25 protein-coding genes are annotated in these 23,951 nt (G+C 63.6%); 9 read left to right on the plus strand and 16 right to left on the minus strand.

Annotated elements, in window-relative coordinates:
• Positions 1 to 18: 18 nt before the first annotated feature.
• Positions 19 to 975 carry an alpha/beta hydrolase gene (locus AC1DYR_RS16565; RefSeq protein ID WP_477706067.1) on the plus strand — a complete coding sequence of 319 codons (957 nt, stop codon included), beginning with the start codon at positions 19 to 21 and terminating at the stop codon, positions 973 to 975.
• 12 nt (positions 976 to 987) lie between these two features.
• Here the strand turns inward: AC1DYR_RS16565 and AC1DYR_RS16570 are convergent, their stop codons facing one another.
• Positions 988 to 3,123 (minus strand): acetoacetate--CoA ligase, encoded by a 2,136-nt coding sequence (locus AC1DYR_RS16570; RefSeq protein WP_477706068.1) that lies wholly within the window; start codon positions 3,121 to 3,123, stop codon positions 988 to 990.
• Positions 3,124 to 3,215: 92 nt separating this feature from the next.
• On the opposite strand from AC1DYR_RS16570, the gene AC1DYR_RS16575 reads away from it, so the two are divergent.
• The 5 genes from AC1DYR_RS16575 to AC1DYR_RS16595 all read left to right on the plus strand — a co-directional run bounded on the left by AC1DYR_RS16575 (position 3,216) and on the right by AC1DYR_RS16595 (position 7,360).
• On the plus strand, positions 3,216 to 3,659 hold the full coding sequence (locus tag AC1DYR_RS16575) for a ribonuclease HI family protein (protein WP_477706069.1): 444 nt from the start codon (positions 3,216 to 3,218) through the stop codon (positions 3,657 to 3,659).
• A 123-nt stretch (positions 3,660 to 3,782) separates the two neighbouring features.
• Positions 3,783 to 4,175: a RidA family protein gene (locus tag AC1DYR_RS16580; protein ID WP_477706070.1), complete on the plus strand. Its 393-nt coding sequence runs from the start codon at positions 3,783 to 3,785 to the stop codon at positions 4,173 to 4,175.
• A 76-nt stretch (positions 4,176 to 4,251) separates the two neighbouring features.
• On the plus strand, positions 4,252 to 4,872 hold the full coding sequence (locus tag AC1DYR_RS16585) for a TetR/AcrR family transcriptional regulator (protein ID WP_477706071.1): 621 nt from the start codon (positions 4,252 to 4,254) through the stop codon (positions 4,870 to 4,872).
• Positions 4,873 to 5,101: 229 nt separating this feature from the next.
• Positions 5,102 to 5,986 carry an alpha/beta hydrolase gene (locus tag AC1DYR_RS16590; RefSeq protein ID WP_477706072.1) on the plus strand — a complete coding sequence of 295 codons (885 nt, stop codon included), beginning with the start codon at positions 5,102 to 5,104 and terminating at the stop codon, positions 5,984 to 5,986.
• Positions 5,987 to 6,073: 87 nt separating this feature from the next.
• Positions 6,074 to 7,360, plus strand: coding sequence for a solute carrier family 23 protein (locus AC1DYR_RS16595; protein WP_477706073.1), 1,287 nt, complete (start codon positions 6,074 to 6,076; stop codon positions 7,358 to 7,360).
• Between the two features lie 151 nt (positions 7,361 to 7,511).
• Here AC1DYR_RS16595 and AC1DYR_RS16600 read toward each other — a convergent pair whose 3' ends face one another.
• The 3 genes from AC1DYR_RS16600 to AC1DYR_RS16610 all read right to left on the minus strand — a co-directional run bounded on the left by AC1DYR_RS16600 (position 7,512) and on the right by AC1DYR_RS16610 (position 10,749).
• Positions 7,512 to 8,663, minus strand: coding sequence for an ABC transporter substrate-binding protein (locus AC1DYR_RS16600; protein WP_477706074.1), 1,152 nt, complete (start codon positions 8,661 to 8,663; stop codon positions 7,512 to 7,514).
• Between the two features lie 237 nt (positions 8,664 to 8,900).
• Positions 8,901 to 9,251, minus strand: a complete 351-nt coding sequence (locus tag AC1DYR_RS16605; RefSeq protein ID WP_477706075.1) for a hypothetical protein — start codon at positions 9,249 to 9,251, stop codon at positions 8,901 to 8,903.
• Between the two features lie 190 nt (positions 9,252 to 9,441).
• The gene (locus AC1DYR_RS16610; protein WP_477706076.1) at positions 9,442 to 10,749 is read right to left on the minus strand and encodes a hypothetical protein; all 1,308 of its coding nucleotides are present in this window, start codon (positions 10,747 to 10,749) and stop codon (positions 9,442 to 9,444) included.
• Between the two features lie 177 nt (positions 10,750 to 10,926).
• Here AC1DYR_RS16610 and AC1DYR_RS16615 point away from each other — a divergent pair, with 177 nt between their 5' ends.
• Positions 10,927 to 11,349: a hotdog fold thioesterase gene (locus AC1DYR_RS16615; protein ID WP_477706077.1), complete on the plus strand. Its 423-nt coding sequence runs from the start codon at positions 10,927 to 10,929 to the stop codon at positions 11,347 to 11,349.
• A gap of 100 nt (positions 11,350 to 11,449) precedes the next feature.
• Here the strand turns inward: AC1DYR_RS16615 and AC1DYR_RS16620 are convergent, their stop codons facing one another.
• Entirely contained in the window at positions 11,450 to 12,019 is a 570-nt protein-coding gene (locus tag AC1DYR_RS16620; RefSeq protein WP_477706078.1) for a cob(I)yrinic acid a,c-diamide adenosyltransferase, read from the minus strand.
• A gap of 179 nt (positions 12,020 to 12,198) precedes the next feature.
• On the opposite strand from AC1DYR_RS16620, the gene AC1DYR_RS16625 reads away from it, so the two are divergent.
• Complete coding sequence (locus AC1DYR_RS16625; RefSeq protein ID WP_477706079.1) at positions 12,199 to 12,585, plus strand: EF-hand domain-containing protein; 387 nt, start codon at positions 12,199 to 12,201, stop codon at positions 12,583 to 12,585.
• Positions 12,586 to 12,729: 144 nt separating this feature from the next.
• Positions 12,730 to 14,151, plus strand: a complete 1,422-nt coding sequence (locus tag AC1DYR_RS16630) for an FAD-binding oxidoreductase (protein ID WP_477706080.1) — start codon at positions 12,730 to 12,732, stop codon at positions 14,149 to 14,151.
• 316 nt (positions 14,152 to 14,467) lie between these two features.
• Here the strand turns inward: AC1DYR_RS16630 and AC1DYR_RS16635 are convergent, their stop codons facing one another.
• From AC1DYR_RS16635 to AC1DYR_RS16685, 11 genes are all read right to left on the minus strand, one after another.
• The gene (locus AC1DYR_RS16635) at positions 14,468 to 14,977 is read right to left on the minus strand and encodes a hypothetical protein (RefSeq protein ID WP_477706081.1); all 510 of its coding nucleotides are present in this window, start codon (positions 14,975 to 14,977) and stop codon (positions 14,468 to 14,470) included.
• A 41-nt stretch (positions 14,978 to 15,018) separates the two neighbouring features.
• On the minus strand, positions 15,019 to 15,735 hold the full coding sequence (locus AC1DYR_RS16640) for a hypothetical protein (RefSeq protein WP_477706082.1): 717 nt from the start codon (positions 15,733 to 15,735) through the stop codon (positions 15,019 to 15,021).
• A 230-nt stretch (positions 15,736 to 15,965) separates the two neighbouring features.
• A complete protein-coding gene (locus tag AC1DYR_RS16645; protein ID WP_477706083.1) occupies positions 15,966 to 16,904 on the minus strand; it encodes a ParB/RepB/Spo0J family partition protein in 939 nt (312 codons plus the stop codon).
• Positions 16,905 to 16,927: 23 nt separating this feature from the next.
• Positions 16,928 to 18,235: a serine hydrolase domain-containing protein gene (locus tag AC1DYR_RS16650; RefSeq protein ID WP_477706084.1), complete on the minus strand. Its 1,308-nt coding sequence runs from the start codon at positions 18,233 to 18,235 to the stop codon at positions 16,928 to 16,930.
• Entirely contained in the window at positions 18,232 to 18,816 is a 585-nt protein-coding gene (locus AC1DYR_RS16655) for an RBBP9/YdeN family alpha/beta hydrolase (RefSeq protein ID WP_477670384.1), read from the minus strand. The genes AC1DYR_RS16650 and AC1DYR_RS16655 overlap by 4 nt, the downstream gene beginning before the upstream one ends.
• A 99-nt stretch (positions 18,817 to 18,915) precedes the next feature.
• Positions 18,916 to 19,686 carry a ParA family protein gene (locus AC1DYR_RS16660; protein ID WP_477706085.1) on the minus strand — a complete coding sequence of 257 codons (771 nt, stop codon included), beginning with the start codon at positions 19,684 to 19,686 and terminating at the stop codon, positions 18,916 to 18,918.
• 27 nt (positions 19,687 to 19,713) lie between these two features.
• Complete coding sequence (locus AC1DYR_RS16665) at positions 19,714 to 20,340, minus strand: LysE family transporter (protein ID WP_477706086.1); 627 nt, start codon at positions 20,338 to 20,340, stop codon at positions 19,714 to 19,716.
• Positions 20,341 to 20,492: 152 nt separating this feature from the next.
• Positions 20,493 to 21,161: a 16S rRNA (guanine(527)-N(7))-methyltransferase RsmG gene (gene rsmG, locus AC1DYR_RS16670; RefSeq protein WP_477706087.1), complete on the minus strand. Its 669-nt coding sequence runs from the start codon at positions 21,159 to 21,161 to the stop codon at positions 20,493 to 20,495.
• Complete coding sequence (mnmG, locus tag AC1DYR_RS16675) at positions 21,161 to 23,146, minus strand: tRNA uridine-5-carboxymethylaminomethyl(34) synthesis enzyme MnmG (RefSeq protein ID WP_477706088.1); 1,986 nt, start codon at positions 23,144 to 23,146, stop codon at positions 21,161 to 21,163. The genes rsmG and mnmG overlap by 1 nt, the downstream gene beginning before the upstream one ends.
• Positions 23,147 to 23,183: 37 nt before the next feature.
• Entirely contained in the window at positions 23,184 to 23,681 is a 498-nt protein-coding gene (locus tag AC1DYR_RS16680; RefSeq protein ID WP_477706089.1) for a type II toxin-antitoxin system VapC family toxin, read from the minus strand.
• A complete protein-coding gene (locus AC1DYR_RS16685; RefSeq protein ID WP_477706090.1) occupies positions 23,675 to 23,920 on the minus strand; it encodes a type II toxin-antitoxin system Phd/YefM family antitoxin in 246 nt (81 codons plus the stop codon). Before AC1DYR_RS16685 ends, AC1DYR_RS16680 begins: the two co-directional genes overlap by 7 nt.
• Positions 23,921 to 23,951: the final 31 nt, after the last annotated feature.

Here is a 23,951-nt window from a genome sequence, read left to right on the forward strand (position 1 = left end):
CCATGAGGAGACTCTCGAATGAATGCTGTTGTGAAGCCGGTGCTGGAGACGGCCGATATGGACCCTGGCCTGGCCGGCTTTCTGGCCCAGGCCGCCGCGCAAGGCAATCCGCCGCTGGAAAGCCTGCCACCTGCCATCGCACGGCAGGTTTACCGCGAGCTGGCCGACACATTGGGTTTGCCGGCCCCGGCCATCGGGAAAGTGAACGACACCAGCTTCCCCGGCCCCAGCGGTCCGCTGCGCCTTCGTGTGTACCGGCCCGAAGCTGCAGGCCCCTGGCCCGTGCTGTTGTATGCGCATGGCGGTGGTTTTGTGATCGGCGACCTGGAGACCCACGACAAGGTTTGCCGTACGCTGTGCCACCACACCGACATGCTGGTCGTGGCAGTGGATTACCGGCTGGCGCCGGAGCACCCCTTCCCCGCCGCACCGGACGACGTTGAGGCCGCCTTGCGCTGGGTACTCGCAAATGCCTCTGCGTTGGGCGGCGACGCAAACCGTATCGCGGTGGCCGGCGACAGCGCCGGCGCGCAGCTGGCACTGGTGGCATCACGGCGCGTGAACGCAAAAGCCGTTCGCGCGCTCGGCCTGATCTATCCGGTGGCACAGCACCCCAGCCAGCCCAGCGCCTCCTACCCGGAGAACGAAGGCAAATTTCTCAGCATGGGCGTGATGCAGTGGTTTATGGCCAGCTATCTCGGCAAGCAGGCCGATGCGGACAAGCATCCTGACTTTGCTTTGCTGGACTCAGGGGGCCTGGCGAACCTTCCCGCCACATGGGTCGCCACCATGGGTCACGACCCGCTGCGCGACGAGGGCCACGCCCTGGCCCGGCGCATGGACTCCGCCGGGGTAGAAGTGACGCACCATCACTACCCCAGCGCCATTCATGCCTGTATTCATTTCACGGCCGTGTCGCCTGTCGGCCAGCGGGTCATGACGGACCTGGCGCAGTGGTTGCGCGCACGGGTGTAATGGCTTCCGGGCTTAATTCCTCAAATCGGGTGCGGCACGTCCGCGCGCGAAGTCCACATACCAGTCCAGGCAACCGGGGTTGGCCATCGCGTCGCGGTTCAGCACCTTCTCCAGCGGCTGGCCCAGCAGCAGCTTCTTGATCGGCAGTTCCTGCTTCTTGCCCGAGAGCGTGCGCGGAATTTCTGGCACGGCGAAGATGTCGTTAGGCACAAAGCGCGGCGACAGCGCGGTCTTGACGGCCTGGTTTAGGCGCATCTTCATCGCTTCGTCAAGCACATGGCCGGGCCGCAGCACGATAAAGAGCGGCATATAACTTTCACGCCCAAGGTATTCGAGGTCGACCACCATGGAGTCCAATACTTCGGGCAGCGCCTCAATCGCGCTGTAGAGCTCGCTGGTGCCCATGCGCAGGCCGTGGCGGTTGATAGTGGCATCGCTGCGGCCATAGATGATGCAGCTGCCCGAGGGCGTAACCCTAAGCCAGTCGCCATGCCGCCACACGCCGGGGTAGGTGTCGAAGTAGCTCGCGAGGTAACGTTGGTTGTCCTTGTCGCCAACGAAGTAAAGCGGCATGGACGGCAGCGGCTGCGTGCAGACCAGCTCACCGACTTCATCGACAACGGACTCGCCCTTGTCGTTCCAGGCCTCGACCGCGCAGCCGAGGATGCGGCATTGCATTTCGCCGGGGACCACAGGCAGCTCTCGGTTGCCGCCTATGAAAGCGCCAGCGAAGTCCGTGCCGCCAGAGATATTGCACCACCAGATTGGTGCCCCCACGCTTTTCACTTCGTGTGCCTCCGGCATTACGCTGCCCCTTTCATCTGAAGTTGGGGCTGCCTGGCCTTGGGGCGGCCCGGCGGCCAGCCGCGTCCGGTTTTGCCCATCATGTAGCTTTGCGAATTGCGCTGTACCCCAGCGCTGCGTATCTTCACTCAGCGGCGAGCCCGTGGTGCCTAAAGTTCTGAGTCGGCTCAAGTCTCCGCACTGCGCGACGTCAATGCCCGCCTTCATGCAGTTGGCAAAGAAGGCCGCACCCGCACCAAAGAAAGTAGCACGCGTGTCGGCGACAAAGCGCCAGAGCGTGGTCCAGTCGGGCTGGTCCTTGTTCGTGCCTGCCGGGTTGCCGTCGTAGATGCAGCAGGTCGTGCCGTTGAGCAGGCTGGCAGCCTGCACGTTCCACATAATCCAGCCGGTGGAGCTGTACCAGTGAAACCTCTCGGGGTTGGCCGGGTCGGCGTGGCTGGGCGCCAGGTCGTTGTGCAGGCGCAGCAGCGCCAGCCCCACCAGCGCCACACCGCCATGGCCGTGAACGATGGGTTTGGGCAGGCCGGTGGTGCCGCTGGAATAGACGATCCACAGTGGATGGTCAAACGGCAGCCAGAGTGGCTCGAAGGCCGCTGTTTGTGCATCATTTCGGGCTGTAGCGCTTTGCATACCTGCGCAATCAGCTATCAAATCAGTAGCGCCTGAATTCCCGGGCAGCACCTCGTGAAGGATCACGTGCGTGATGCTGGGCAACGCCGCAGCCAGCTCGGCCACCACGCTGCGGCGGTCGATGTCCTTTCCGCCGTAGCGCACGCCGTTGCAGGCGATCAACACCTTGGGCTCAATCTGGCGAAAACGGTCCAGCACAGCGGGCGTGCCCATGTCGGGCGCGCACACGCTCCACACAGCGCCTATGCTGGCCGTCGCGAGGAAGGCGACCATGGTCTCAGGTGTGTTGGGCAGATAGGCGGCCACGCGGTCGCCGGGCTTCACGCCCTGCGCTTTCAGGTGCAAGGCCAGCGACGCCGACTGCCGCCGCATCTCGGCCCAACCCAGTTCACGCGCTGCTTCGCCGTCCGCCAGGCTGGCTTCGCCGTGGCTGACGATGGCTGGCACGCCCGCCGTTTCGGCCGCGGCCGTGTGGCGGAACACCTGCTGCGCGTAGTTGCCCTGCGCACCGGGAAACCACTCAGCCCCCGGCATGCTGCGCCGGGCCAGCACGGCCGTGGGCGCGGTGGGCGACTGCAGTTCGAAGTAGTCCCAGATGCTTTGCCAGAAGGCGTCGAGGTCGGTGACCGACCAGCGCCACAAGGCATCGTAGTTGTCGAATGACAGGCCGCGTGTGGCCTGAAGCCAGTTTTGGTACTTGCGTATCTGGAACATGGACGCAACCATAAACCAGGACGAGGCGGATGTGACCCGGTGGTATCCCGCCATCGCCTATATTGGCTGACTCCATATGAAGGAAGCGTTCATTGAATAGCGAACCCTGGGTCATCTACTGCGACGGCAGCGCCGTGCCAAACCCGGGCCGCATGGGCCTGGGCGCTGTCGTCACCGGGCCAGACGGCAGCCGGCATCCGCTGTCCATCGCTGCGGAGGGCCGCGGCTGCAACAACGAAGCGGAATTGCGTGCGCTGATGTCGGCCATGCAGTACGCCAGCCAACAGGGTGCCACGGCGCTGCTGGTGCACTGCGACAACAGCGTGGTGGTGGAGCAGCTGGCGGGAACCGCCACCGAGCCCTTCCTGCGGCTGGCTCCGCTGTTCGAAGAGGTGCGCGCCCTGCTACGCTCCTTCGCGTCTGTGCGACTGGTCTGGATACCGCGCCATCGCAACCGCGAGGCCGACGCCCTGGCCAGGGCGGCTGTGGGGCTGGTGCCCAAGAAACCCACTCCAATAGGCAAACGCCGGCGCTAGCGGTTTAAGGTGTTCGCATCTTGTGGCGCCGGCGCGTGAATGCTTCGTTCTGACGCGAAGCAATGCAATGCCGTTGCGGGTTACAACGATGGAAGCACCGCATACCCTGTCAGGAACACCACTATGGCCAAAGAGATTATTCGCGTCGAGCCCCTTTCAACCTGGCTCGAGCGGTGGAAGGCGCCCACTTCGGTCGTGACGCGCCATGGCGATACGGTCTATGTCTCTGGCCTTCCGCCGTTTGATCCCGCCACGGGTGAGGTCATCAACGCAAGCCTCGAACGCCAGACCGAGCTGGTGCTGGAGCAGATGAAGCTCTGCCTGGAAACAGCGGGTTCGTCGCTGGACCAGGTGCTGAAGTGCAACATCTATTGCACATCGGTCGAGAAATTTGCAACGGTCAATGCTATTTACGCCCGCTACTTTCCCCAGGATCCACCGGCCCGGATTTTCATCTGCGTGCCGGCATGGCCAGGGCACTTTGACATCGAGATCGATTGCGTCGCCGCCTGTTAGCCCTGCGCGGAAGACCCGAAACCCGTGACGCGGTGAGGGGATTGCACTTTCGCACAATCGTGCTAATATTTGCAGCATGGACGCCAAAACCCAGAAAAGCGAAATGACCCGCGCCGCCATCATCGGCGCAGGCATTGAGCTGGCTGCGGCGGAAGGTCTGGAGGCCATCACCTTGCAGGCTGTGGCCGACCGCATCGGTATTTCCAAGAGTGGTGTGTTTTCACGCATCGGCTCACGCGAGGCTTTGCAGAAGGCCGTGATCGAAGAGTTCGGCCGGCGCTTTATTGCTGATGTGTTTGTGCCCGCCATGCAGCAGCCCAAGGGTTTGCCGCGGCTGGAGACGATGGTGCAGCGCTGGATTGTTCGCACGCGCGATGTCGAGGCCAAGTCGGGCTGTATTTACACTGCGGGCGCCTTTGAGCTGGACGACCGCGAAGGCGAGTTGCGCGACCTGCTGCTCAGCGAGGTCACCCGCTGGCGCGCCTCGTTGCGGCGCACCGTGCTGCAGGCCATGGGGGCCGGTCAACTGAAGGCCGACACTGATGCGGAGCAGCTGGTCATGGAAATCAGCAGCATTGCCATGGGGATGTTTCACGATGCCCGTTTTCTACGCGATGCACGCGCGGCTGAACGGGCCCAGGCAGCCTGGAGGCGCCTGATCACAAGCTACCAGACCGAGGCAGTCACCAACCAATAAGAGACAAGAGCAAGGCGAAAGGGGCAGCAATGTCTTTTTCACTGTTTGGGTAACTTTTAATTTCGCACGACCGTGCGGAGAAATGAGGAAATCATGTTGATTTTGATCATTGGTTTAGGCGTATTTCTTGGCGTTCGCGCCGTGAAGGCGGTCCTGGCTTCGCTGCGCGGCTTGCCGCGCAGCAACGAAGACTGGATCTGGTACTGACATTCACGGGGAGGACCACACCATGACACGCACATCGCTCCAGGCCACCGCGGCCTTTTACAACGCCAGCCCCCTGACACGCATTTTCCGCTGGGGGCTGGGCGCTTCCCAGCAGCTCTGGCCGGCGCTGGCTGTGCGGGCGGCTTACCGGCTGTTCGGCACACCACTGCCGCCCAAATGGGTGAGCCGCCGCAGAAAGTGGAGCCCCGACTGGCATATTGAGCAATGGCCTTTTGAAGACGCCAGCGTGACGATGTACAGCCGCCCCGTCGCGCCTGCCGGCCCGGTGGTGCTGCTGGTGCACGGCTGGGGCGGTCACGCCGGGCAAATGCTGGCGTTGGCTGAAACCTTGGGCGCGCAAGGCTTGCGGCCCGTGATCGTTGAGATGCCGGCGCACGGGCGCAGCAGCGGCTCGGTCACCAACCTGCCGCAGTTCGCGCGCGTGCTCGAGTACGTCACCGCACGGTTGCAGCAGCAGGGCCACACGCTGCGCGCGGTGGTGGCGCATTCGCTGTCGGCGAACGCCGGCGCTTATGCCGCCAGCCGTGGGCTGGCGGCTGGCCGGCTGGTGCTGCTGGCGCCGCCTGCCTCGCCGCTCGAATACACGCGCCTGTTCGCCCACGTGTTTGGCCTGCACGAATCCACGCGCGCGGCCATGCAGCGGCGCATCGAGGCGCGCGAAGGCATTTTGATGCCGCAGTTTGAGCCGGCGATGGTCGGCCCGCGCATCGCCCTGCCCACGCTGGTGGTGCATGACCGGCAGGACAGCATCAACCGCTTTGCCGACGGCGTGGCTTACAGCGAGGCGATTGCCGGCGCGCGCCTGGTGGCCACCGAAGGCCTGGGCCACCGCAAAATCCTCAAGGACGATGAAGTGCTGCGCCAGGTTGCCGCCTTCCTGGCTTGAGAACCTGTTGACCCCTGCATAGCACCGCCCTTGTGCAGTGCGCACATTCCCCCTAGCATTGCCTCACTTTTATAAAGAGGAGACATGATGGGAATGCTGGACTGGACAGAAAAAAGCAGCGCGGTATTGCAGCAGGGCGGCGTCATCGGGCCCGACGAGCGCCTGCCGTGGCCACAGACCGCGGTGATGGGCGTGCAGCACGTGATCGCGATGTTCGGCGCCACGGTGCTCGCGCCCATCCTCATGGGCTTTGACCCGAACATCGCCATTCTCATGAGCGGCATCGGCACCCTGATCTTTTTTGTCGTAACCGGCGGCAAGGTGCCCAGCTACCTGGGTTCGAGTTTTGCCTTCATCGGCGTAGTGATTGCCGCCACGGCCTATGCCGGCAAGGGGCCGAATGCCAACCTGGGCGTGGCGCTGGGCGGCATCATTGCCTGCGGCGTGGTGTATACGCTGATCGGCTTCATCGTGCAGGCCGTCGGCACCGGGTGGATAGAACGTTTCATGCCGCCAGTGGTCACCGGTGCCGTGGTGGCGGTGATCGGCCTGAACCTGGCCAGCATTCCCGTCAAGAACATGGCTGCCGGCAATTTCGATTCATGGATGCAGGTGGTGACGTTTGTGAGCGTGGCCCTGGTAGCCGTGATGACGCGCGGCATGGTGCAGCGGCTGCTGATCCTGGTCGGCCTCATTGTGGCGAGCGTGATTTATGCGGTGCTGACCAACGGCCTCGGCCTTGGCAAGCCGATGGACCTGTCGGGCATCGCCAATGCCGCCTGGGTCGGCCTGCCGGGCTTCACGGCACCGGTGTTCAGCGCCAATGCCATGCTGCTGATTGCGCCCGTCGCCATCATCCTGGTGGCGGAAAACCTCGGCCACATCAAGGCGGTGACGGCCATGACCGGCAAGAACCTGGACGTCTACATGGGCCGCGCCTTCATCGGCGACGGCGTGGCGACCATCGTCTCGGGCAGCGCGGGTGGCACAGGCGTAACGACCTATGCCGAAAACATCGGCGTGATGGCGGCGACCAAGATCTATTCCACCGCCGTCTTCGTGGTGGCGGCGCTGATCGCCGTGGTGCTGGGCTTCAGCCCCAAGTTCGGCGCGCTGATCCAGGCGATTCCGCTGCCGGTGATGGGCGGCGTGAGCATCGTGGTGTTCGGCCTCATTGCCGTGGCCGGCGCCAAGATCTGGGTGGACAACAAGGTGGATTTTTCAGACAACCGCAATTTGATTGTTGCCGCCATCACGCTGGTGCTGGGCACCGGTGACTTCACGCTGAAGTTCGGCCAGTTCGCGCTGGGCGGTATCGGCACCGCGACCTTCGGCGCGATCCTGCTGTACGCCTTGCTGAGCCGCAAACCCTGATCAACGAATCGCTATCTATTTGATAGCAACTTGCGCACGCTCTGATTGGGCTTCAGCTTCTTTTTAATGCCAAAAGCCCCGGTTGACCCAACAACCGGGGCTTTTTTCTGGCTGCCGGCAACAGGCGCTGCCAGCCAGGATCAATGGCCCATCAGCCCAGGAAACGTCCACCTGCGCCGAGCACGCCCAGTTCGACAAATTTCGAACCCGCGAACGGCGGCGCGGCATAGTCGACACTGAAACCGCCCAGGTCGAACTTCTGCAGGCCGGCCAGCGCGGTGCGCAGTTTGCCGCGCGTCACGTCACGGCCGGCGCGTTCCAGGCCCTCGGCCATCACGTGGGTGTTGATGTAACTCTCCAGGCTGCCGAGCGAGAACTCCTGCTGGCCGATGGCGCGCATGGCGGCCTGGTAGTCACGCACCACTTGCAACTTGGCGCGGTACGGATCCGGGAACACCATGGTCAGCGCCAGGCCGGAACCGGCCGCGCCCAGGGCCTTGATGCCGTCGCCCGACAGCGTGACGCTCAGGCCCGCGACAGGCAGCATCGGTGACGCCTTCTTCAGTGCGGCAATCAGGCCAACGGAAGCCGACCCGGCGGTGCCAAGCAGCACGGCGCCGGGCTTGCCCGCGACGACCTGGCCGACGACGTCGTTGAGGTTCTTGCCGTCAACCGCCAGTGCCGCCTGCGCCGCAGCCTTTGCGCCCTGCGCCAGCAGCGCACGGTTGACGTCAGCCAGCACTTCCTTGCCGTAGTCGTTGTCCAGGTAGACGACCGCCAGGTCCTTGATGCCCATGCTCACGATGCGCTGCACCAGGCGCTGGGTTTCGTCGGTGAAGCTGGCGCGCACATGAAACACGTTGCGCATGCCGGGCTTGCGCAGCGAGGACGCACCCGAACGCGGCCCGACGTAGGGGAGGTTGGACTCTTCAATCACCGGCACGATGGCGGCGTTGTTAGGCGTGCCGACGCAGGACATCAGCGCAAAAATGCTGCCGTCGCCGATCATCTTCCTGACGTTGTCGGCGCTGCGCTGCGGCACATAGGCATCGTCCAGCATCTGGAACTGCAGCATGCGGCCGTTCACGCCGCCCTTGGCATTGATCTGGCCCATGGCTGCGTCCACGCCCAGCTTGAGCTCGGCGCCAACACTGGCCAGCGGACCGCTGGTCGCGCCCGTGCTGCCGATGGTGATGGCCTTGGCCGTCAGACCCTCCTGGGCATAGGCATTGCGGATGAAAGCGGGAGCGGCGGCGAGGGCAGCCATTTGAGGGGCAAACGAAAGGAAGCGGCGGCGAAGCATCGCAAATCTCCAAAAGGTGGGGTAGCCGTGAAGGCCAAAAGACAAGGCCGAGTGACCTTGCAGGGTAAAAACCGCCTGGCAATCGGCGCACAGCAGCGCGCCAACGGCAAAGCAAATCATTTAAGGTTAAATGATTCTAGGGGTAAACCCTTACCAATTGATGACAGAACGCAGGCAGCTGTGAAATGGCCGGGGCATGGCCCGGCTTATCGCCGGCCAAGCCGGTTTAGCTGGGGCTTACTTGGCCTGGGGTTGGCCGGTAGCCCTGGCAAGGGCTGCCTTGGTTCTGGCGAGTTCGCGTTCCAGGTCGGCACGCTCGCCGATTTCCTGTTCCAGGGTTTCATTGACCTGTGCGAGGTCTTCAGCGGATTCCTGAATGCGGGTTTCGAGGGCGTCGGTTTTCTGCAGCGCCTGGGCTACTTCGCCGGCCTGCACGTGCGGCGGGAGTTCCTGCTTGAGCACGGTGTTGATCACCAGCAGCTCGGCGGCCGATTGCTCCACGGTGTCCTTGACAGCCTCGTTTTGCCCGAGCGCGCGCTCCAGGGGAGTCGATGCGGTGTTGGAAGCGGCAGACTGCTGCTGTGGCATATCGATGGCCTTATGGTCGGTTGATGCGGGTCGTTGAAACGTGGGTATCCGCAAAAATGATGGTGTTGGCTTGCGCTGCTTCAGCGGGATTTTAACCACCTGCGGTAAATTCAGAGAGCCAGAAGCTCAGCATCGGATGTGGGTATTGACGGCAACCGGACCCGCCGGGCGCAGTTGATGGATCGGACCCTCAGCGCGATTTGGGCGGTGCGGCGGGTGCCTTGCCGCTGCGCGCCGCGCTGGCAGGCTGCGCCGGGCCCGGGCTGAAAATCTTGCCCAGTGTGGAGCCGATGCGGGCCCCAATGGCCGTGCCAACACCCGGCAGTACCGCAGTGCCCACCACGGCGCCCGCTATGGCGCCGCCCGACACGGAGAATTTGACGTTGTCGAGCGGGCCGCTGACCGTCAGCGGGATGCCCACTATGCCGTCCACCAGGTCAACGGCAAACTCTCCCGCGATCTGCCGGTTGGCAATTTTGGCATCACCCGAGGCGGTGAGCGCACCGGAGCTGGCCTTCACGCCGGTGTAGGTCACCACCATGCCCTCGGGCGTGTTCTGCGTGTCGAGCTGGCCCGTGATGGTGTCCAGCGGTGTCTGGCCGGCGTGTTCCTTGCCGGCCGTGCGCACGGCCTTTTCCAGGTCAAAGCGCAGCAGCATGGACTTGCCCACCGTAAAGGGGGTTTTGGTGTGCAACGATTGCGCCAGTTCGGCCACCGTGTCGCCATTGGCCGAGAGCGTGGTTTCGCCGGAGGCCCGGCCTGCAACGACAGACCGGCGATTGAAAGCAGCCAATGCACTTTCAACCTCGATATCGCGGGGCTGCAGAGTGCCTTCCAGGTGCATGCGGCCGTTGGCGCGAAACTCGAGCCGGACTTCTCCGTCCGCCGTGCCGCCGCCCACGCGTATGCGTGTCTCCCAGCGGTCCTCCTGGCCCTGGCGTGCCAAGCTCAGCTGGGTGGTGGGCTCGACATTGGGACGCCTCAGCACGGTCTTGCGCGGACGCCAGCCGGGGTCGAAATCAACCTCGCCGTCATACACCACAGAGATGCCGCGGCGCGAGATCCAGGTCACGTCGCGAAACACAAAGCGCGCCAGCGGCAGTTCATCGCCGGCCATTTCGTCTTTTTTTTCACGCTGTTTCCCCAGCCCGCGCAACGACAGCTGAGGCACCACAGCACCCTCCAGATCGGCGCGGTCAATTTTCACGCGGCGTTGCCACAGGGCGAAGAGGTCCGGGTAGACGGTGAGCTTTTTGATCAGGATCGGCTGGGGCTGTTTCGTACTGGCCTCTTCAATCACCACCGCCGGCGAAGGCAGCAAACGCCAATGCAATGCACCGACACGGACCTTGACGCCCAATTGCGCCTCAAGCTCGGTGGCGGCACGCTGCGCGAGTTCCTCGTCACTCGGCAACAGCCGGAGTGCGGCGAACCACAGCAAGCCGAGGGCCAGTGCGACACCCAGCAGCCCTGCCAGCCATTTGTGCGAACGTGTCATCGGCCCAAGGGAGCCGGGCAGCCCCGGTTCCGGCAATCCAGGTTCATGTAGTCCGAGTCCGTGTGTCTCATATGGCCAGCTTAAGCCCCGCCAGCGCTGCAACCTACGCGACAAGGCCCCCAAGCGCTGTAGGCCGCAACCTTATAGTGAGGGGGTACCAGCCTTGGGAGAACCTTCATGCGCATCTGGAAACAGCCCATCTCCGTCGAACTGCTCACGCACCACAACGCCGACAGTGCGGTCACCCATCTGGGCATCGAATTCCTGGAGGTGGGTGACGACTTCATCCGCGCCCGCGTGCCGGTGGACCGCCGCACGGTGCAACCTTACGGCTTGCTGCACGGCGGCGTATCGGTGGTGCTGGCGGAGACCCTGGGCTCGTGCGGCGCGGCCTTTGCGGCACCCGAAGGGCACCGCGCCGTCGGCCTGGACATCAATGCCAACCACCTCAAGGGCGTCACCAGCGGCTGGGTCACCGGCACCACGCGGCCCGTGCACATAGGACGCAGCACGCAGGTGTGGCAGATCGAGCTCACCAATGACGCGGGCGAACTGACCTGTGTCTCGCGCATCACGATGGCGATGCTGCGGCCGCAGTAATAGCCAATGGCCGTTGAGGGCCGCACTCAACGCCCGGGTTGCGAATAGCAACCATGCCTGCGCGCCCGCTATTGCGAGAACATCGCGCAGGCCGTCGCTGTTATTTCGTATTGGCGGCTTGCGCCATGCGCTCGCTCTTCCAATACACGTCGTCACCGCCGTCCATGCGGTTGAGTACGCGCGACAAAACGAAGAGCAGATCGCTCAGGCGGTTGAGGTAGTGGCGCGGCGACTCCTTGACCGGCTCGGCGGCACCCAGTGCCACCACAGCGCGTTCGGCGCGGCGCGCCACAGTGCGGCACACATGGGCGAGCGACGCAGCGCGAGAGCCCGCCGGCAAAATGAATTCCGCCAGTCGCGGCAGCTTCGCATTGTGCTCGGCCAGCGCTTCATCGAGCAGCGCAACGGCTTCGGGCTTGAGCAGTTCAAAGCCGGGAATGGAGAGTTCGCCGCCCAGGTTGAAGAGCTGGTGCTGCACCTCCACCAGCAGGTCGCGCACGCCCGGCGGCAGCTCTTCGCACAGCAGCAGGCCGATGTGGGAATTCAGCTCATCGACATCGCCCATGGCATGCACACGCAGGCTGTCCTTGGACACACGCGTGTTGTCGCCCAGGCCGGTGGTGCCGTTATCGCCGGTGCGCGTTGCGATCTGTGAAAGTCTGTTGGCCATGGTGTGAAGGCGCAATGAAGCGCGGTGAAAGTGCATGAAGCCCCAAGCGTTACGCCGGGCAAGAAAATGTGTCGTCGTACGCCATCATGTGAGTGAGGAAACACCCTGCAAAACTGCTGGCCGCAACGGACAGGCTGGGTTGCAATGATCGCTTGTTCACTCCTTGAAAGACTCTTCGCATGACCATGCACACGACAGCAACACAGCATTCAAAACATTCTATTCCCGGCTTCGAGTTGCGCAGCGTGCTTTTGGTGGCCGCACTGGCTATGGGCGCTGCTGGCGCCGTGCGGGCCCAAACCGCTCCTCCCTCACCTGCAAGCCCCACCAGCCCGCCCTCCCAGATGGCGCCTTCCGGCACGCCGGGCGCCGTACCGCAAAACCGCACCACCAGCAAGGACGTCGAGGCGGCTTTCGGCCGTGCGGATACCAACAAGGACGGCAAGCTTGATCGCCAGGAAGCCGAGCACCTGCCGGCCGTGGCACAGCGTTTCGAGCAGATCGATACCAACCACGACACCTTTATCTCGCTGGCCGAGCTCACCAAGGCGGCCACCGGCTCCTGACGGTCCCTGATGGCCCCTTGAGGGGGCGGCCTGCTTTGTCTCCCCCGCTTCATGCGGGCGCTCCAGCGGTCATGGCTGGGCCTCCGGCCTCGTTGGCGCAAACGGCGCGCACGTCGTAAACTGTGCCACCGACCCGGAGACACCATGAACGCCCCCCTGCCCACGCACCTGCTTCCCGAGATTTGCCAGCGCGAAACCCCTGCCGCGCTGATAGATGCCCTGAAAACGCGTTTTGCCGAGCGCTGTTCCACCGCTCTCGTGGTGCGCGAGCAGCATGGCCGCGACGAATCCTCGTTTGCCGCGCCGCCGCCTTCCGCTGTGGTGTTTGCCGAAAGCACGCAGGACGTGGCCGATGCCATCAAGCTCGCCAGCGAACACAACGTACCGGTAATTCCTTTCGGCGTGGGCACTTCGCTCGAAGGCCACCTGCTGGCCGTGCAGGGCGGCATCAGCGTCGACGTGAGCCGCATGAACAAGGTGCTGTCCATCAATGCCGAAGACCTGACGGTTACCGTGCAGCCGGGCGTGACGCGCAAGCAGCTCAATGAAGAGGTCAAAAGCACGGGCCTCTTCTTCCCCATCGACCCGGGCGCCGATGCGACCCTGGGCGGCATGAGCGCCACGCGCGCCAGCGGCACGAACGCCGTGCGCTACGGCACCATGCGCGAGAACGTGCTGGCACTGGAGGTCGTCACCGCAGACGGCAGCGTCATTCGCACCGGCACGCGCGCCAAGAAATCATCGGCGGGCTACGACCTCACGCGCCTGATGGTGGGCAGCGAAGGCACGCTAGGCGTAATCACCGAAGTCACCGTCAGGCTGTACCCGCTGCCTGAGGCCATCTCCGCCGCGGTGTGCTCCTTTCCGAGCATCGAAGCTGCCGTGCGCACCACCATCGAGATCATCCAGCTGGGGGTTCCGATTGCGCGCGTCGAGCTGATCGACCACAACACGGTGCGCATGGTCAATGCGCACTCCAAGCTCACGCTGCGCGAAGAGCCCATGCTGCTGATGGAGTTTCACGGCTCACCCGCCAGTGTGAAAGAGCAGGCCGAGCTGGTGCAGGAGCTCGCCAGCGGCCACGGCGGCAACGCGTTTGAATGGGCCAGCACGCCGGAAGAGCGCACGCGCCTGTGGACGGCACGGCACAACGCCTACTTCGCGGCCATCCAGTCGCGTCCCGGCTGCCGCGCGATTTCCACCGACACCTGCGTGCCGATTTCGCGCCTGGCCGATTGCCTGCTGGAGTCGGTGGCCGAAGTCGATGCCAGCGGCATTCCCTACTTCCTCGTCGGCCATGTCGGCGACGGCAACTTCCACTTCGGCTATTTGATCGACCCGACGATTCCCAAGGAGCGCGAAGTGGCCGAAGCGCTGAACCACAAGCTGGTCACCCGCGCGCTGGCGCTCGAAGGCACCTGCACCGGCGAGCACGGCGTGGGCCTGCACAAGATGGACTTCCTGGTAACCGAAGCCGGTGACGGCGCGGTCGACATGATGCGCACCATCAAACGCGCGCTCGACCCGAAGAACATCATGAACCCGGGCAAGATTTTCTCGATGTGAAGCGAGCTCTACCGAGCGTTTGCTGTGGATGTGAAAAGCCCGCTAAAAACAGGCTGGTGATCCAGGGCCCTCTTCACCAGCTCGAGCCGTGCGATCTATAACCACCCCCGTCCGGGCTCACTTCGTGTAGCCCTTTTCCCCCTCGAGGGGGCGGCGCCTGGGACCGGCGAAGCCGGATCCGCGGCCCCCGCTTGATAGTGCCCAAAGAATCCTTCAACCCAGCATGAGCCCCGGAACCGGCTTTGCCGGGCCGGAGGGCGGGCGGCCCCCTCGGGGGGCAGCGACCCACACGCAGTGGGGGAGCGTGGGGGCTTCATTACTTCTGGATATCACTCATCTTGCAGCCCTTGGCGAGGAACATGCCGGTGAGATGTTCCTTGCGGCCCTGCGCCTGCTGGCTCTGCAGGGCAATGGCCTGTTGCTGCGCGGTTGCGGCCTGCTGCTGGGCGACGCCGTTATTGGCGGCCTGTTGGGCCGTATTGCCTGCCAGCTGCTGCACGATGCCGCCAAACATGCCGCCCAGGCCGCCGCCGAATCCGCCAAAGCTGCCGGCGTTCTGCGCCGCCGCATTGGCCGCTGCGGTGGCCAGCGCAGTTTGCACCACCGCTCCGGCGACCTGACCACCTGCATCTGCGGGGGCCGCAGTGGCCGGCGCCGCTGTGTACTGGGCGGCGCGCGTGACCACGCTGTCCATTTGCCCGATCTCACCGTAGATCTGCTGGCAGTTCAGGTCGTTGTCAGTCATCTTGACGCGCTCGATGGTCTGCGCCTGGACGGAGAGTGTGGCAAGGGCCAGAACGGCGGCGGCGAGGGGAAGGTGCTTCATGGTGATCTCCTGTGGAAATGGGTTTGAACGAATGAGCGGTTTTATTTCTGCACGTCGGACATCCTGCAGCCACGGCTAAGAAAAAGTCCGGTGAGATGATCCTTGCGGGCTTTAGCCTGGGCGCCAAGTCCGCCGCCTTGCGGCGGGGCTGCAGCGGCAACAGGCACGGCGACCGCCGCAGTCCGGGGTGCAGCCGCACCGGCCAGCGCGCCGAAAATGCCTGCCAGGCCGCCGGCTTGTGCATAAGCCTGGCCCGCAGAGGGCGCTGCGGCCGGTGCGCCTAGCGCGCCAAGACCGGCGCGCTGCATACCCAACCCCATGGTGGCATTGATCTGCGCTTCTGACATGCCCGAGGCGCGCGCGCGTGCAACGGCGGCCTGCACGCCCGGGTCCATCGCGACGGCGCCGTGCAAAGTGGCGGCGCTGGGCGCGCCTGCATAAAGCCCGGTGACGGCGGCATTGCCGCGGCTTTCGGCCATGCCCGTCTGCGCAATCAGAGCTGCCTTTTGCTCGGGCGTCAGATTGGCGTTGTTGGGATGGTTCAGCACCGCCTGCTGAACTGCGCTGAGCGGCGCGCCCTGCGGAACCGGCGCCGCCGTTGGAGGTGCGGTCAATGAAGCCGGCAGGCCGGGGCCGGCCAGTTGCATGGCGGCGTCCATTTGCTGCGACTCGGCATAGATCTGCTGGCAGCTCAGATCGTTATCGGTGAGCTTGACGCGCTCTATGGTTTGGGCCGAGACGGCCTGGAGGCTGGCCAAGGCCAAAGCACTTAGCGCGAGGCGGGTGGAAAGTGGCGACGGGGTGGGCAACATACGTTTTGCAATGAACGTTTACATGTCGTAACAATAGACATGCTTTGCAAAACCGTCATCCCCAACAGCCCGCAGCTGGGTGTAAGAGTGCCGAGTATCGTGAACTATTTCACGCCATTTTGGCGACTTATCGCCTTTTGGTGTGCAGGTTTTAAGCCGAAATAGCTAGAAGCCGTCTATTTGCCACCACGCAGGCGTTCGATGAGCCCATTGAGTTCGTCCATCGACGAAAACTGGATCGCCACCTCGCCCATGTCTTCGCGCCGGCCATTGCGCTTGACCTGTTTTTTGATGCGCACTTCCACATTGGCCATCAACAGGTCGGCGAGTTCTTCTTCCACACGGCGTGTGTCGCGGGACTTTTCCTTGGTGGCTTTTTGCGGCTTCAGCGAAAACTCGGCGCTGAGTTTTTTGACCAGGCTTTCGGCCTCGCGTACCGACATTTTTTTGGCCGAGATCTGGTTGGCCGCGGTGATCTGCGCCGCACGGTCCAGGCCCAGCAGGGCGCGCGCGTGGCCCATGTCCAGGTCGCCCGCCATTAGCATCGTTTGCACCGGATCAGCCAAATTCAAAAGCCGCAGCAGGTTGGAAGCAGCGCTGCGCGAGCGGCCCACAGCCTGCGCGGCGAGCTCGTGCGTGAGGCCGAATTCCTTGACCAGGCGCTGCAGGCCGTGGGCTTCTTCGAGCGGGTTCAGGTCTTCGCGCTGGATGTTTTCGATCAGCGACATCGCGGCGGCCGACTCGTCGGGCACGTCGCGCACCAGCACCGGCACCTCGTCCAGCCCGGCCAGCCTGGCCGCACGAAAGCGCCGTTCGCCGGCGATGATTTCGTACTTGCCGTCGTTGGCGCCGCTGGTCAGCCGGCGGACCAGGATGGGCTGCATGATGCCCTGCACCTTGATGGACTCGGCCAGCTCGTAAAGCGCGCCTTCGTCCATGCGGGTGCGCGGCTGGTACTGGCCGGCGACCATATCACTGAGGCGCAGCGAGGCCGGCAGGCCCGGGCTGTTGGCTGTGCTGCTGGCGTTCTCCGCGTCCGTCGCGCTTTCGCTGACCTTGGGGCCGAGCAGTGCTTCGAGCCCGCGGCCCAGGCCTTTGGGTTTTTTGGTGACCATGGTTTTATCTTTCTTTCAATTCGTCATTGCGAGCCGGGCGTGAGGTCCCCGCCCAGAGATTGCAGCACGCCGCGCCAGAGGGCGTCGCGCTCTTCATAAGGTTGTGCATCCTGTTTGCCGCTGGCCTGTTCCCACACCGAGGTGAGCACCATCACAATGCCGGTGGACGGCTGCACATACACCGTCTGGCCGTGGATGCCCTGCATGGCAAAAGTGCGTGCCCGCAGCGGCATGAGCCAGAACTGGTAGCCATAACCAAAGTAAGGCGTGGCCTTGCGCGGCTTGAACGCAGGCGGCTGGCGCGCCGGATCCGTGGCGTCCAGCAGGTAGTCCAGCGGCAAGACCTGCAATGCGCCGGGTTTGCCGGTCGCCTTGTCGATGGCACGGCCGTCATTGGCCAGCAACTGGCCCAGCCGCGCCCAGTCGCGCAGGGTGGCGTTGAAGGCGCCGTAGGATTGCTCCTGCCCGTCGGCGGAGATGCGCCAGAAGGCATCATGTTCGGCGCCCATGGGCTTCCACAGCCACTCGGTGGTGAGCTCGGACATGTTCTTGCCGATGGCGGCCACCACCACGCGGCCCAACACGTCGGTCTCGGAGCCGGCATAAACGAATTTTTCACCGGCCGGCGAATGCCGGTCAGTGATGGACTTGAGCACATCCAGCGGCATGCCGGCGCCCGGCGTTCCGGCAGAAGCGCGGGCGAGCCGGGCAATATCGTCCTTGCCGTCATAGCGTTCGGTAAACGTCAGGCCCGAACTCATGCGCAGCAGCTGGCGAATTGTGGTGGCGCCATAGGGGCTGCCGGCAAGGTCTTTGGCGTATTTCTCGGCGGGGTCGTCAAGCGAAGCGATCAGCCCCAGCGAGAGCGCCTTGCCGACCAGCAGCGAGGTCACGCTCTTGGCCATGGAGAAGGACAAAAAGCGCGCGTCATCCTTGCGGCCGTAGCGGTAGTGCTCGGCGATGATCTCGCCGTTTTTCAGGATCAGCAGGCCGGTGGCGCGCTGGCGGTCCAGGTAGTCGGCCAGCGTGTAGTTCGTGTTTTTGTAGCGGTAGCTGACCGCCGCCGGGCTGGCTGCGCGCGGCAAGGGGCTGGCCTCGGCCGGGTGCCCGACCACGCGGGTCCGCACCCCGGGCACTTTGTCGAGCGCTGACCAGGAGCCAACGCGGTAAGGGTTGAGCTGCCAGTTGTTCACGTTGCCCAGCGGATAATTTTGCGATTTTCCAAGCAGCTCTTCATCCGGCTCGGCATGCAGAGAACCACTCGCCCATGTCGCCAGCACTATCAGGGCGAGTTGCAGGTAGCGCGCGCGTTGGTAAAAAAATGAGGTCATGGGCCAGGGGTGATGCCGGGTGAAGGTTCAATGGCCGGTGAAGTCAGCTCCTTGAGCTGCAGCAGCCGCAGGTACGCTTCGGGCCAGCCGCCCAGGCCGCTCTCGGCATTCAGGTGCCCGCAAGGTCCGGCGTCCACAAAGGTAGAGCCCCACGCGGCCGCGAATTGCCGCGCCCGCTGGATCGCGCAGAAAGGATCGTCACTGCTGGCAAACAGCGCGCTCTCAAACGGCAGTTTGTTCAGCGGCGCTGGCGACCAGCTGGGCAGCAGCTCGCGCACGTCCTCGCGGTCAATGTCGGGTGGAGCCACCAGCAGCGCGGCTTTGACGCGGTGAATGTTCCTGGAGTGGCTGGCCCAGGCCGCCACCAGCATGCAGCCCAGGCTGTGCGCCACCAGCACCGCTGGTTCGTCGCAGGACAGTAGCACCTCTTCCAGGCGCGCCGTCCAGTCGCCGCGCAGCGGGTGCATCCAGCTGTGCTGCTCCACGCGGGTGTAGCCGTCGGCCTCCTCCCACAGCGTTTGCCAATGGCCGGGGCCGCTGTTTTTCCAGCCGGGAAGAATGAGGACGTTGTCGGGTTTCATGTCGAAAGAAGATTGTTTGCTATGATTTTTATAGCTGCTGGCGCAAGCCCCCATTGGGCCACAGGCACTATTGGCATATAAAACTGCACCCTGGCGCGGTCACATTGCCTTGATGCGGTCCACCATTTCTTCGGCAAACGTGACGAAAGCCTGCGCGCCCCTGGAGACCGGGTCAAACACCACGCCGGGCAGGCCGTAGCTGGGTGCTTCGGCCAGGCGCACGTTGCGCGGGATCACCGTGTTGAACACCTTGTCGGAAAAGTGTTCCTTGAGCTGGTCGCTCACCTGCTGCTGCAATGTGATGCGTGGGTCGAACATTACGCGCAAGAGGCCGATGATCTGCAGGTCTTTGTTGAGGTTGGCGTGCACCTGCTTGATGGTGTTGACGAGATCGGTCAGGCCTTCGAGCGCAAAGTATTCACACTGCATGGGCACGATCACGCCGTGTGCGCAACACAGGCCGTTGAGCGTCAGCATGCTGAGCGACGGCGGGCAGTCGATCAGCACGAAGTCGTACTGGCTGTCGACCTCGGCCAGCGCCAGCTTGAGGCGCTTTTCGCGGCGCTCGACATCCACCAGTTCGACCTCGGCGCCGGCCAGTTCGCGATTCGCGCCCAACACGTCGTAGCCGCACTTTTCACTGTGCACGCGCGCCTCGGCCACCGAAGCCGATTCCAGCAGCACGTCGTACACCGTCATTTCCAGCTTGCGTTTGTCGACGCCCGAACCCATGGTGGCATTGCCCTGCGGATCCAGGTCGATCATCAGCACACGCTGGCCGACTTTGGCCAGGCCCGCGGCCAGGTTCACCGTCGTTGTCGTCTTCCCTACCCCACCCTTTTGGTTGGCCACGCAGAATATTTTTGCCATCAGTTTCTTTTAGTTGTTGTGGGGAAGTTACTTGGAGACTGCCAGCTTCAAGCCGAAGCCGATCAGGAACACACCGGCCAGCTTGTTGAGGGCCGCCGTGATTTTCGGGTTGGCGCGTATGCGCTCAGCCAGGTGGTAGGTGATCATGACCGAGGTCAGGCCATACAAGAAAGTCAGGCCCGCAATCGTGGCCGCCATCACGGCAAAAGTCTTCAGCCCCTGGTGCAGGGCCGGGTCAACAAACAGCGGGAAAAAAGCCATATAGAACACGATGGCCTTGGGGTTCAGCAAGGTGATCATCATGGCCTGCTGAAAGTAGTGGCGAGGCTTGATGTTGAGCAAGGGTGCGTCGCCGGGCTTGGCCATCAGCATCTTGATGCCCAGCCAGGCCAGGTAAATCGCACCCGCCCATTGGACGATATGAAAAGCCGTCGGGTAAGCCGCCATGATGGCCGACACACCGGCCACCGCAGCCCAGAGCAAAACCTGGTCGCCGGCGATCACGCCAAAGGTTGCACCCAGGCCGCCCGCGATACCGCCCTTGCTGGTCGAAGTGATCAGCGCCAGGTTGCCCGGGCCGGGAATCAGCAAAAACACAATGATGGCGACGACAAAAGCGCCGTAGTCGGCGATGCCGACGAATGAGCCCAACATGGAGGTTCTCCAGAAGTAGAGAGAGAAGGAACCGAGTTTACGACAGGGGTGTGCGGTCGAAACACCAAACCAGCCCGATCAGGGCTGATTCAGTGTCCGCAGGGGTTTCTTTTTGTGCCCGAACAACGGGCTGAGGCGCTCGGCCCCGGTTTTCAGGCCGGGCTGGCGGCGGCTTTCGCCTGCATCCAGACAATGCAGCGCTCGGCATCCAGCCCCGGAACCTGCAGTTGTTCCACGTGAAACACTTCGGCGCCGGCCGGCAGGGCGGCGATTTCGTCGGCCGGGTGCTTGCCCTTCATGGCCATCCACACACCTTGCGGTGCCAGCGCATCGGTCGACCAGTGGGTGAAATCGACCAAGGACGCAAAGGCCCGGGAGCAAATCACGTCAAAAGAGGCGGTGATGGTTTCGACCCGGGCGTGCAGACCGGAGAGGTTGGGCAGCTTCAAGGCCAGCGCCGCCTGCTTGATAAACGCAGCCTTTTTGGCCACCGTATCCACGCAAGTCACCGCTACGTTGGGGCAGCAAATCGCGATGACGACGCCCGGCAGGCCTGCACCGGAACCCACGTCCAGCAACTTGGCGCCCTCCTCCAGTCCGGCTTTCTGCAAATGCCGCTTCAGCGGAAGCACCGCCGCCAGGCTGTCCAGCAAATGGTGGGTCAGCATTTCTGCCGGATCACGCACGGCCGTGAGGTTGTACACCTTGGTCCATTTGCCGATCAGGTCCTGGTAATCCAGCAGCTGGCCAACCTGCGCATCGCTCAAGTCCAGTTGCAGCGCCTTGAGCCCGGCGCGCAAATCCTGTTCACCGCCCCGCATCAGGTCTGGGCTTTTTCGGTGGAAGCCCCGGCCGCCTGGAGCGGCGTCGTGTTTTTCCAGAGGTTCTTCTTCAGGTGCACCAGTAGCAGGGAAATGGTGGCGGGCGTGATGCCGGAAATCCGGGAGGCCAAACCCAGGGTTTCGGGGCGGTGTTTGGCCAGAGTCTGGCGCGCCTCAAAGCTCAGCGCCGACACCTGCAGGTAATCCAGGTCGGGCGGCAACTTGAGGTTTTCGTAGTGCGATGCCCGCTCGACTTCGGTCTTTTGCAGGTCGATATAGCCGGCGTACTTGGCCGTGATTTCAATCTGTTCGATCACGCTTTTGGCCATGTCGTCGCTGGCTGCTGCTTCCGCCGCCAGTTCCGGGTTGGCGTACTTGCCCTCCTCCAGCGACATCAGTCCGGCATAGTTCACATCCGGGCGGCGCAGCAGGTCCAGCAGGTTGTACTCCCGCTCGATGGATTTACCCAGAACCCGCTCGGCTTCAGCCACGGGCAGGTTGTTCGGGTTGACCCAGATCGCCCGAAGCCGGGCTGTTTCACGTGAAACAGTGTCGCGCTTGCGGTTGAAGGCATCCCAGCGGGCGTCGTCTACCAGGCCCAGTTCCCGGCCTTTTTCGGTCAGGCGCATGTCGGCGTTGTCCTCGCGCAGCATCAGGCGGAACTCGGCCCGGCTGGTGAACATGCGGTAAGGCTCAGTCACGCCCTTGGTGATCAGGTCGTCAACCAGTACGCCCAGGTAGGCTTCGTCGCGCCGCGGCAACCAGGCTTCCTTCTCCTGACACTGCAACGCAGCGTTGATACCGGCGAACATGCCCTGGGCCGCCGCCTCTTCGTACCCGGTGGTGCCGTTGATCTGGCCGGCAAAGAACAGACCGCCAATCGCCCGGGTTTCAAAGCTGGATTTCAGCGCCCGCGGGTCAAAGTAGTCGTACTCGATGGCGTAACCGGGCCGCAGGATATGGGCGTTTTCCATCCCCGCCATGGATCGGACCAGGTCGTACTGGATGTCAAAAGGCAGGCTGGTCGAGATGCCGTTGGGATAGATCTCGTGCGTGGTCAGGCCTTCCGGTTCCAGGAAAATCTGGTGGCTGTCCTTGTCGGCGAAGCGGTTGATCTTGTCTTCCACGCTGGGGCAATAGCGCGGACCGACGCCGTCGATCTTGCCGGTGAACATGGGGCTGCGGTCAAAACCGGATCGGATGATCTCGTGGGTTCGCTCGTTGGTGTGGGTAATCCAGCACGGCATCTGCCGCGGATGGGCTATGCCACCACCCATAAAGCTGAACACCGGCACCGGGCCTTCAGTACCGCCCGGCATGCCGTCGCCGGGTTGTTCGGTGCATTTGCTGAAGTCGATGGTGCGGCCGTCGATGCGCGGGGGTGTGCCGGTTTTGAGCCGGCCTTGCGGCAGCTTGAGTTCCTTGAGCCGGGCCGAAAGCGATACCGCCGGCGGGTCGCCCGCCCTGCCCGCCGAATAGTTATTGAGCCCCACATGGATCTTGCCGTCCAGGAAAGTGCCGGCTGTCAGCACCACCGTGCGCGAACGAAAGCGAATGCCGACCTGCGTCACCGCCCCGACAACCCGGTCGCCCTCGACCATCAGGTCGTCGACCGCCTGCTGGAAGAGCCACAGGTTGGGCTGGTTCTCAAGCTTGCGGCGAATCGCCGCCTTGTACAGAATGCGGTCGGCCTGCGCGCGGGTGGCGCGCACGGCCGGGCCCTTGGAGCTGTTCAGGATGCGGAACTGGATGCCGCCTTCGTCGGTGGCCAGTGCCATCGCGCCACCCATGGCGTCCACCTCCTTGACCAGGTGGCCCTTGCCGATCCCGCCGATGGACGGGTTGCAGCTCATCTGCCCCAGGGTCTCGATGTTGTGGGTCAGCAGCAAAGTCTTGCAGCCCATGCGTGCGGAAGCCAGCGCGGCCTCGGTGCCGGCATGGCCGCCACCGACCACGATCACGTCAAATTCTTGCGGGTAAAACATATCCAACTTTCGGGTCTCTCGACCGCTGTTCGTTCTATCAGTTCTCTATCAATTCGGTGGCCAGGCCCATGCCCCGCGCCACCTGCGCCTGGCGCTTGTCTGCCGTGACAAACAGGTCCACCCGGCTGGCCAGCGCGCTGCCCACATGCAGGGCGTCCATGCCGCGCAAAGGGCCCTGCTCCATCGCCGCAAATGCAAAGCGCTCGACATGGCTGTCCAGCGGCACCAGGGTCATGTCCGCCACATCGCGTTGCGCTGCCGCCCAGGCGCGGTCAAATTCCGGCGCAGGCAGGCTGCCGTCGCGCCGGCGCCGGAGCAGCGCCGAAGCCACCTCGGTCTTGCAATGCGCGGCCACCAGCAGTTCGCTGGCCGTCTCGAACAACATCAACACCCGGTCGCGCCCGGCTTCGCTGGCGTAGCGCTTGGTCAGCGCCGACGCATCAAACATCAGCCGCGCCTCACCGTCGCGCGCCACCACCCGGGTGGCGCTGCCCGCGGACTGCACCACATAGGCTGCCTGCAAGCGCTTCACCATGGCGATTCATTCCGCTCGTCAAGCACTGCCTGCGACAGCGATATGCCCGGTGGCAGAACGACTGGCTCGAACGGCGTTTTCCAGCTCGGCACTTTGGCGGTGTCTTCTTCCGCCTTCAGGGGCACCAGCTCAGCCACCGGCTTGCCGTGCCGAAGTATGCGGACGGTTTCGCCCTGCTCAACCAGATCAAGCATGGCAGATGCGTGGGCGCGGAATTCACTGAGGGCAATGGTATGCATTTTGTACAAATTTCAATATTTTGTACATTTT

The organism is Polaromonas sp. P1_F9, from assembly GCF_056405615.1.

Coding starts and splice junctions, on each gene's coding strand:
- AC1DYR_RS16635 (WP_477706081.1), bottom strand. CDS start 14,977: ATGAAGCACCTTCCCCTCGCCGCCGCCGTTCTGGCCCTTGCCACACTC.
- mnmG (WP_477706088.1), bottom strand. CDS start 23,146: ATGTTTTACCCGCAAGAATTTGACGTGATCGTGGTCGGTGGCGGCCAT.
- rsmG (WP_477706087.1), bottom strand. CDS start 21,161: ATGCGGGGCGGTGAACAGGATTTGCGCGCCGGGCTCAAGGCGCTGCAA.
- AC1DYR_RS16595 (WP_477706073.1), top strand. CDS start 6,074: ATGGGAATGCTGGACTGGACAGAAAAAAGCAGCGCGGTATTGCAGCAG.
- AC1DYR_RS16645 (WP_477706083.1), bottom strand. CDS start 16,904: ATGGTCACCAAAAAACCCAAAGGCCTGGGCCGCGGGCTCGAAGCACTG.
- AC1DYR_RS16655 (WP_477670384.1), bottom strand. CDS start 18,816: ATGAAACCCGACAACGTCCTCATTCTTCCCGGCTGGAAAAACAGCGGC.
- AC1DYR_RS16630 (WP_477706080.1), top strand. CDS start 12,730: ATGAACGCCCCCCTGCCCACGCACCTGCTTCCCGAGATTTGCCAGCGC.
- AC1DYR_RS16660 (WP_477706085.1), bottom strand. CDS start 19,686: ATGGCAAAAATATTCTGCGTGGCCAACCAAAAGGGTGGGGTAGGGAAG.
- AC1DYR_RS16620 (WP_477706078.1), bottom strand. CDS start 12,019: ATGGCCAACAGACTTTCACAGATCGCAACGCGCACCGGCGATAACGGC.
- AC1DYR_RS16570 (WP_477706068.1), bottom strand. CDS start 3,123: ATGTTCCAGATACGCAAGTACCAAAACTGGCTTCAGGCCACACGCGGC.
- AC1DYR_RS16665 (WP_477706086.1), bottom strand. CDS start 20,340: ATGTTGGGCTCATTCGTCGGCATCGCCGACTACGGCGCTTTTGTCGTC.
- AC1DYR_RS16600 (WP_477706074.1), bottom strand. CDS start 8,663: ATGCTTCGCCGCCGCTTCCTTTCGTTTGCCCCTCAAATGGCTGCCCTC.
- AC1DYR_RS16605 (WP_477706075.1), bottom strand. CDS start 9,251: ATGCCACAGCAGCAGTCTGCCGCTTCCAACACCGCATCGACTCCCCTG.
- AC1DYR_RS16590 (WP_477706072.1), top strand. CDS start 5,102: ATGACACGCACATCGCTCCAGGCCACCGCGGCCTTTTACAACGCCAGC.
- AC1DYR_RS16625 (WP_477706079.1), top strand. CDS start 12,199: ATGACCATGCACACGACAGCAACACAGCATTCAAAACATTCTATTCCC.
- AC1DYR_RS16585 (WP_477706071.1), top strand. CDS start 4,252: ATGGACGCCAAAACCCAGAAAAGCGAAATGACCCGCGCCGCCATCATC.
- AC1DYR_RS16650 (WP_477706084.1), bottom strand. CDS start 18,235: ATGACCTCATTTTTTTACCAACGCGCGCGCTACCTGCAACTCGCCCTG.
- AC1DYR_RS16680 (WP_477706089.1), bottom strand. CDS start 23,681: ATGGTGAAGCGCTTGCAGGCAGCCTATGTGGTGCAGTCCGCGGGCAGC.
- AC1DYR_RS16685 (WP_477706090.1), bottom strand. CDS start 23,920: ATGCATACCATTGCCCTCAGTGAATTCCGCGCCCACGCATCTGCCATG.
- AC1DYR_RS16565 (WP_477706067.1), top strand. CDS start 19: ATGAATGCTGTTGTGAAGCCGGTGCTGGAGACGGCCGATATGGACCCT.
- AC1DYR_RS16610 (WP_477706076.1), bottom strand. CDS start 10,749: ATGACACGTTCGCACAAATGGCTGGCAGGGCTGCTGGGTGTCGCACTG.
- AC1DYR_RS16580 (WP_477706070.1), top strand. CDS start 3,783: ATGGCCAAAGAGATTATTCGCGTCGAGCCCCTTTCAACCTGGCTCGAG.
- AC1DYR_RS16615 (WP_477706077.1), top strand. CDS start 10,927: ATGCGCATCTGGAAACAGCCCATCTCCGTCGAACTGCTCACGCACCAC.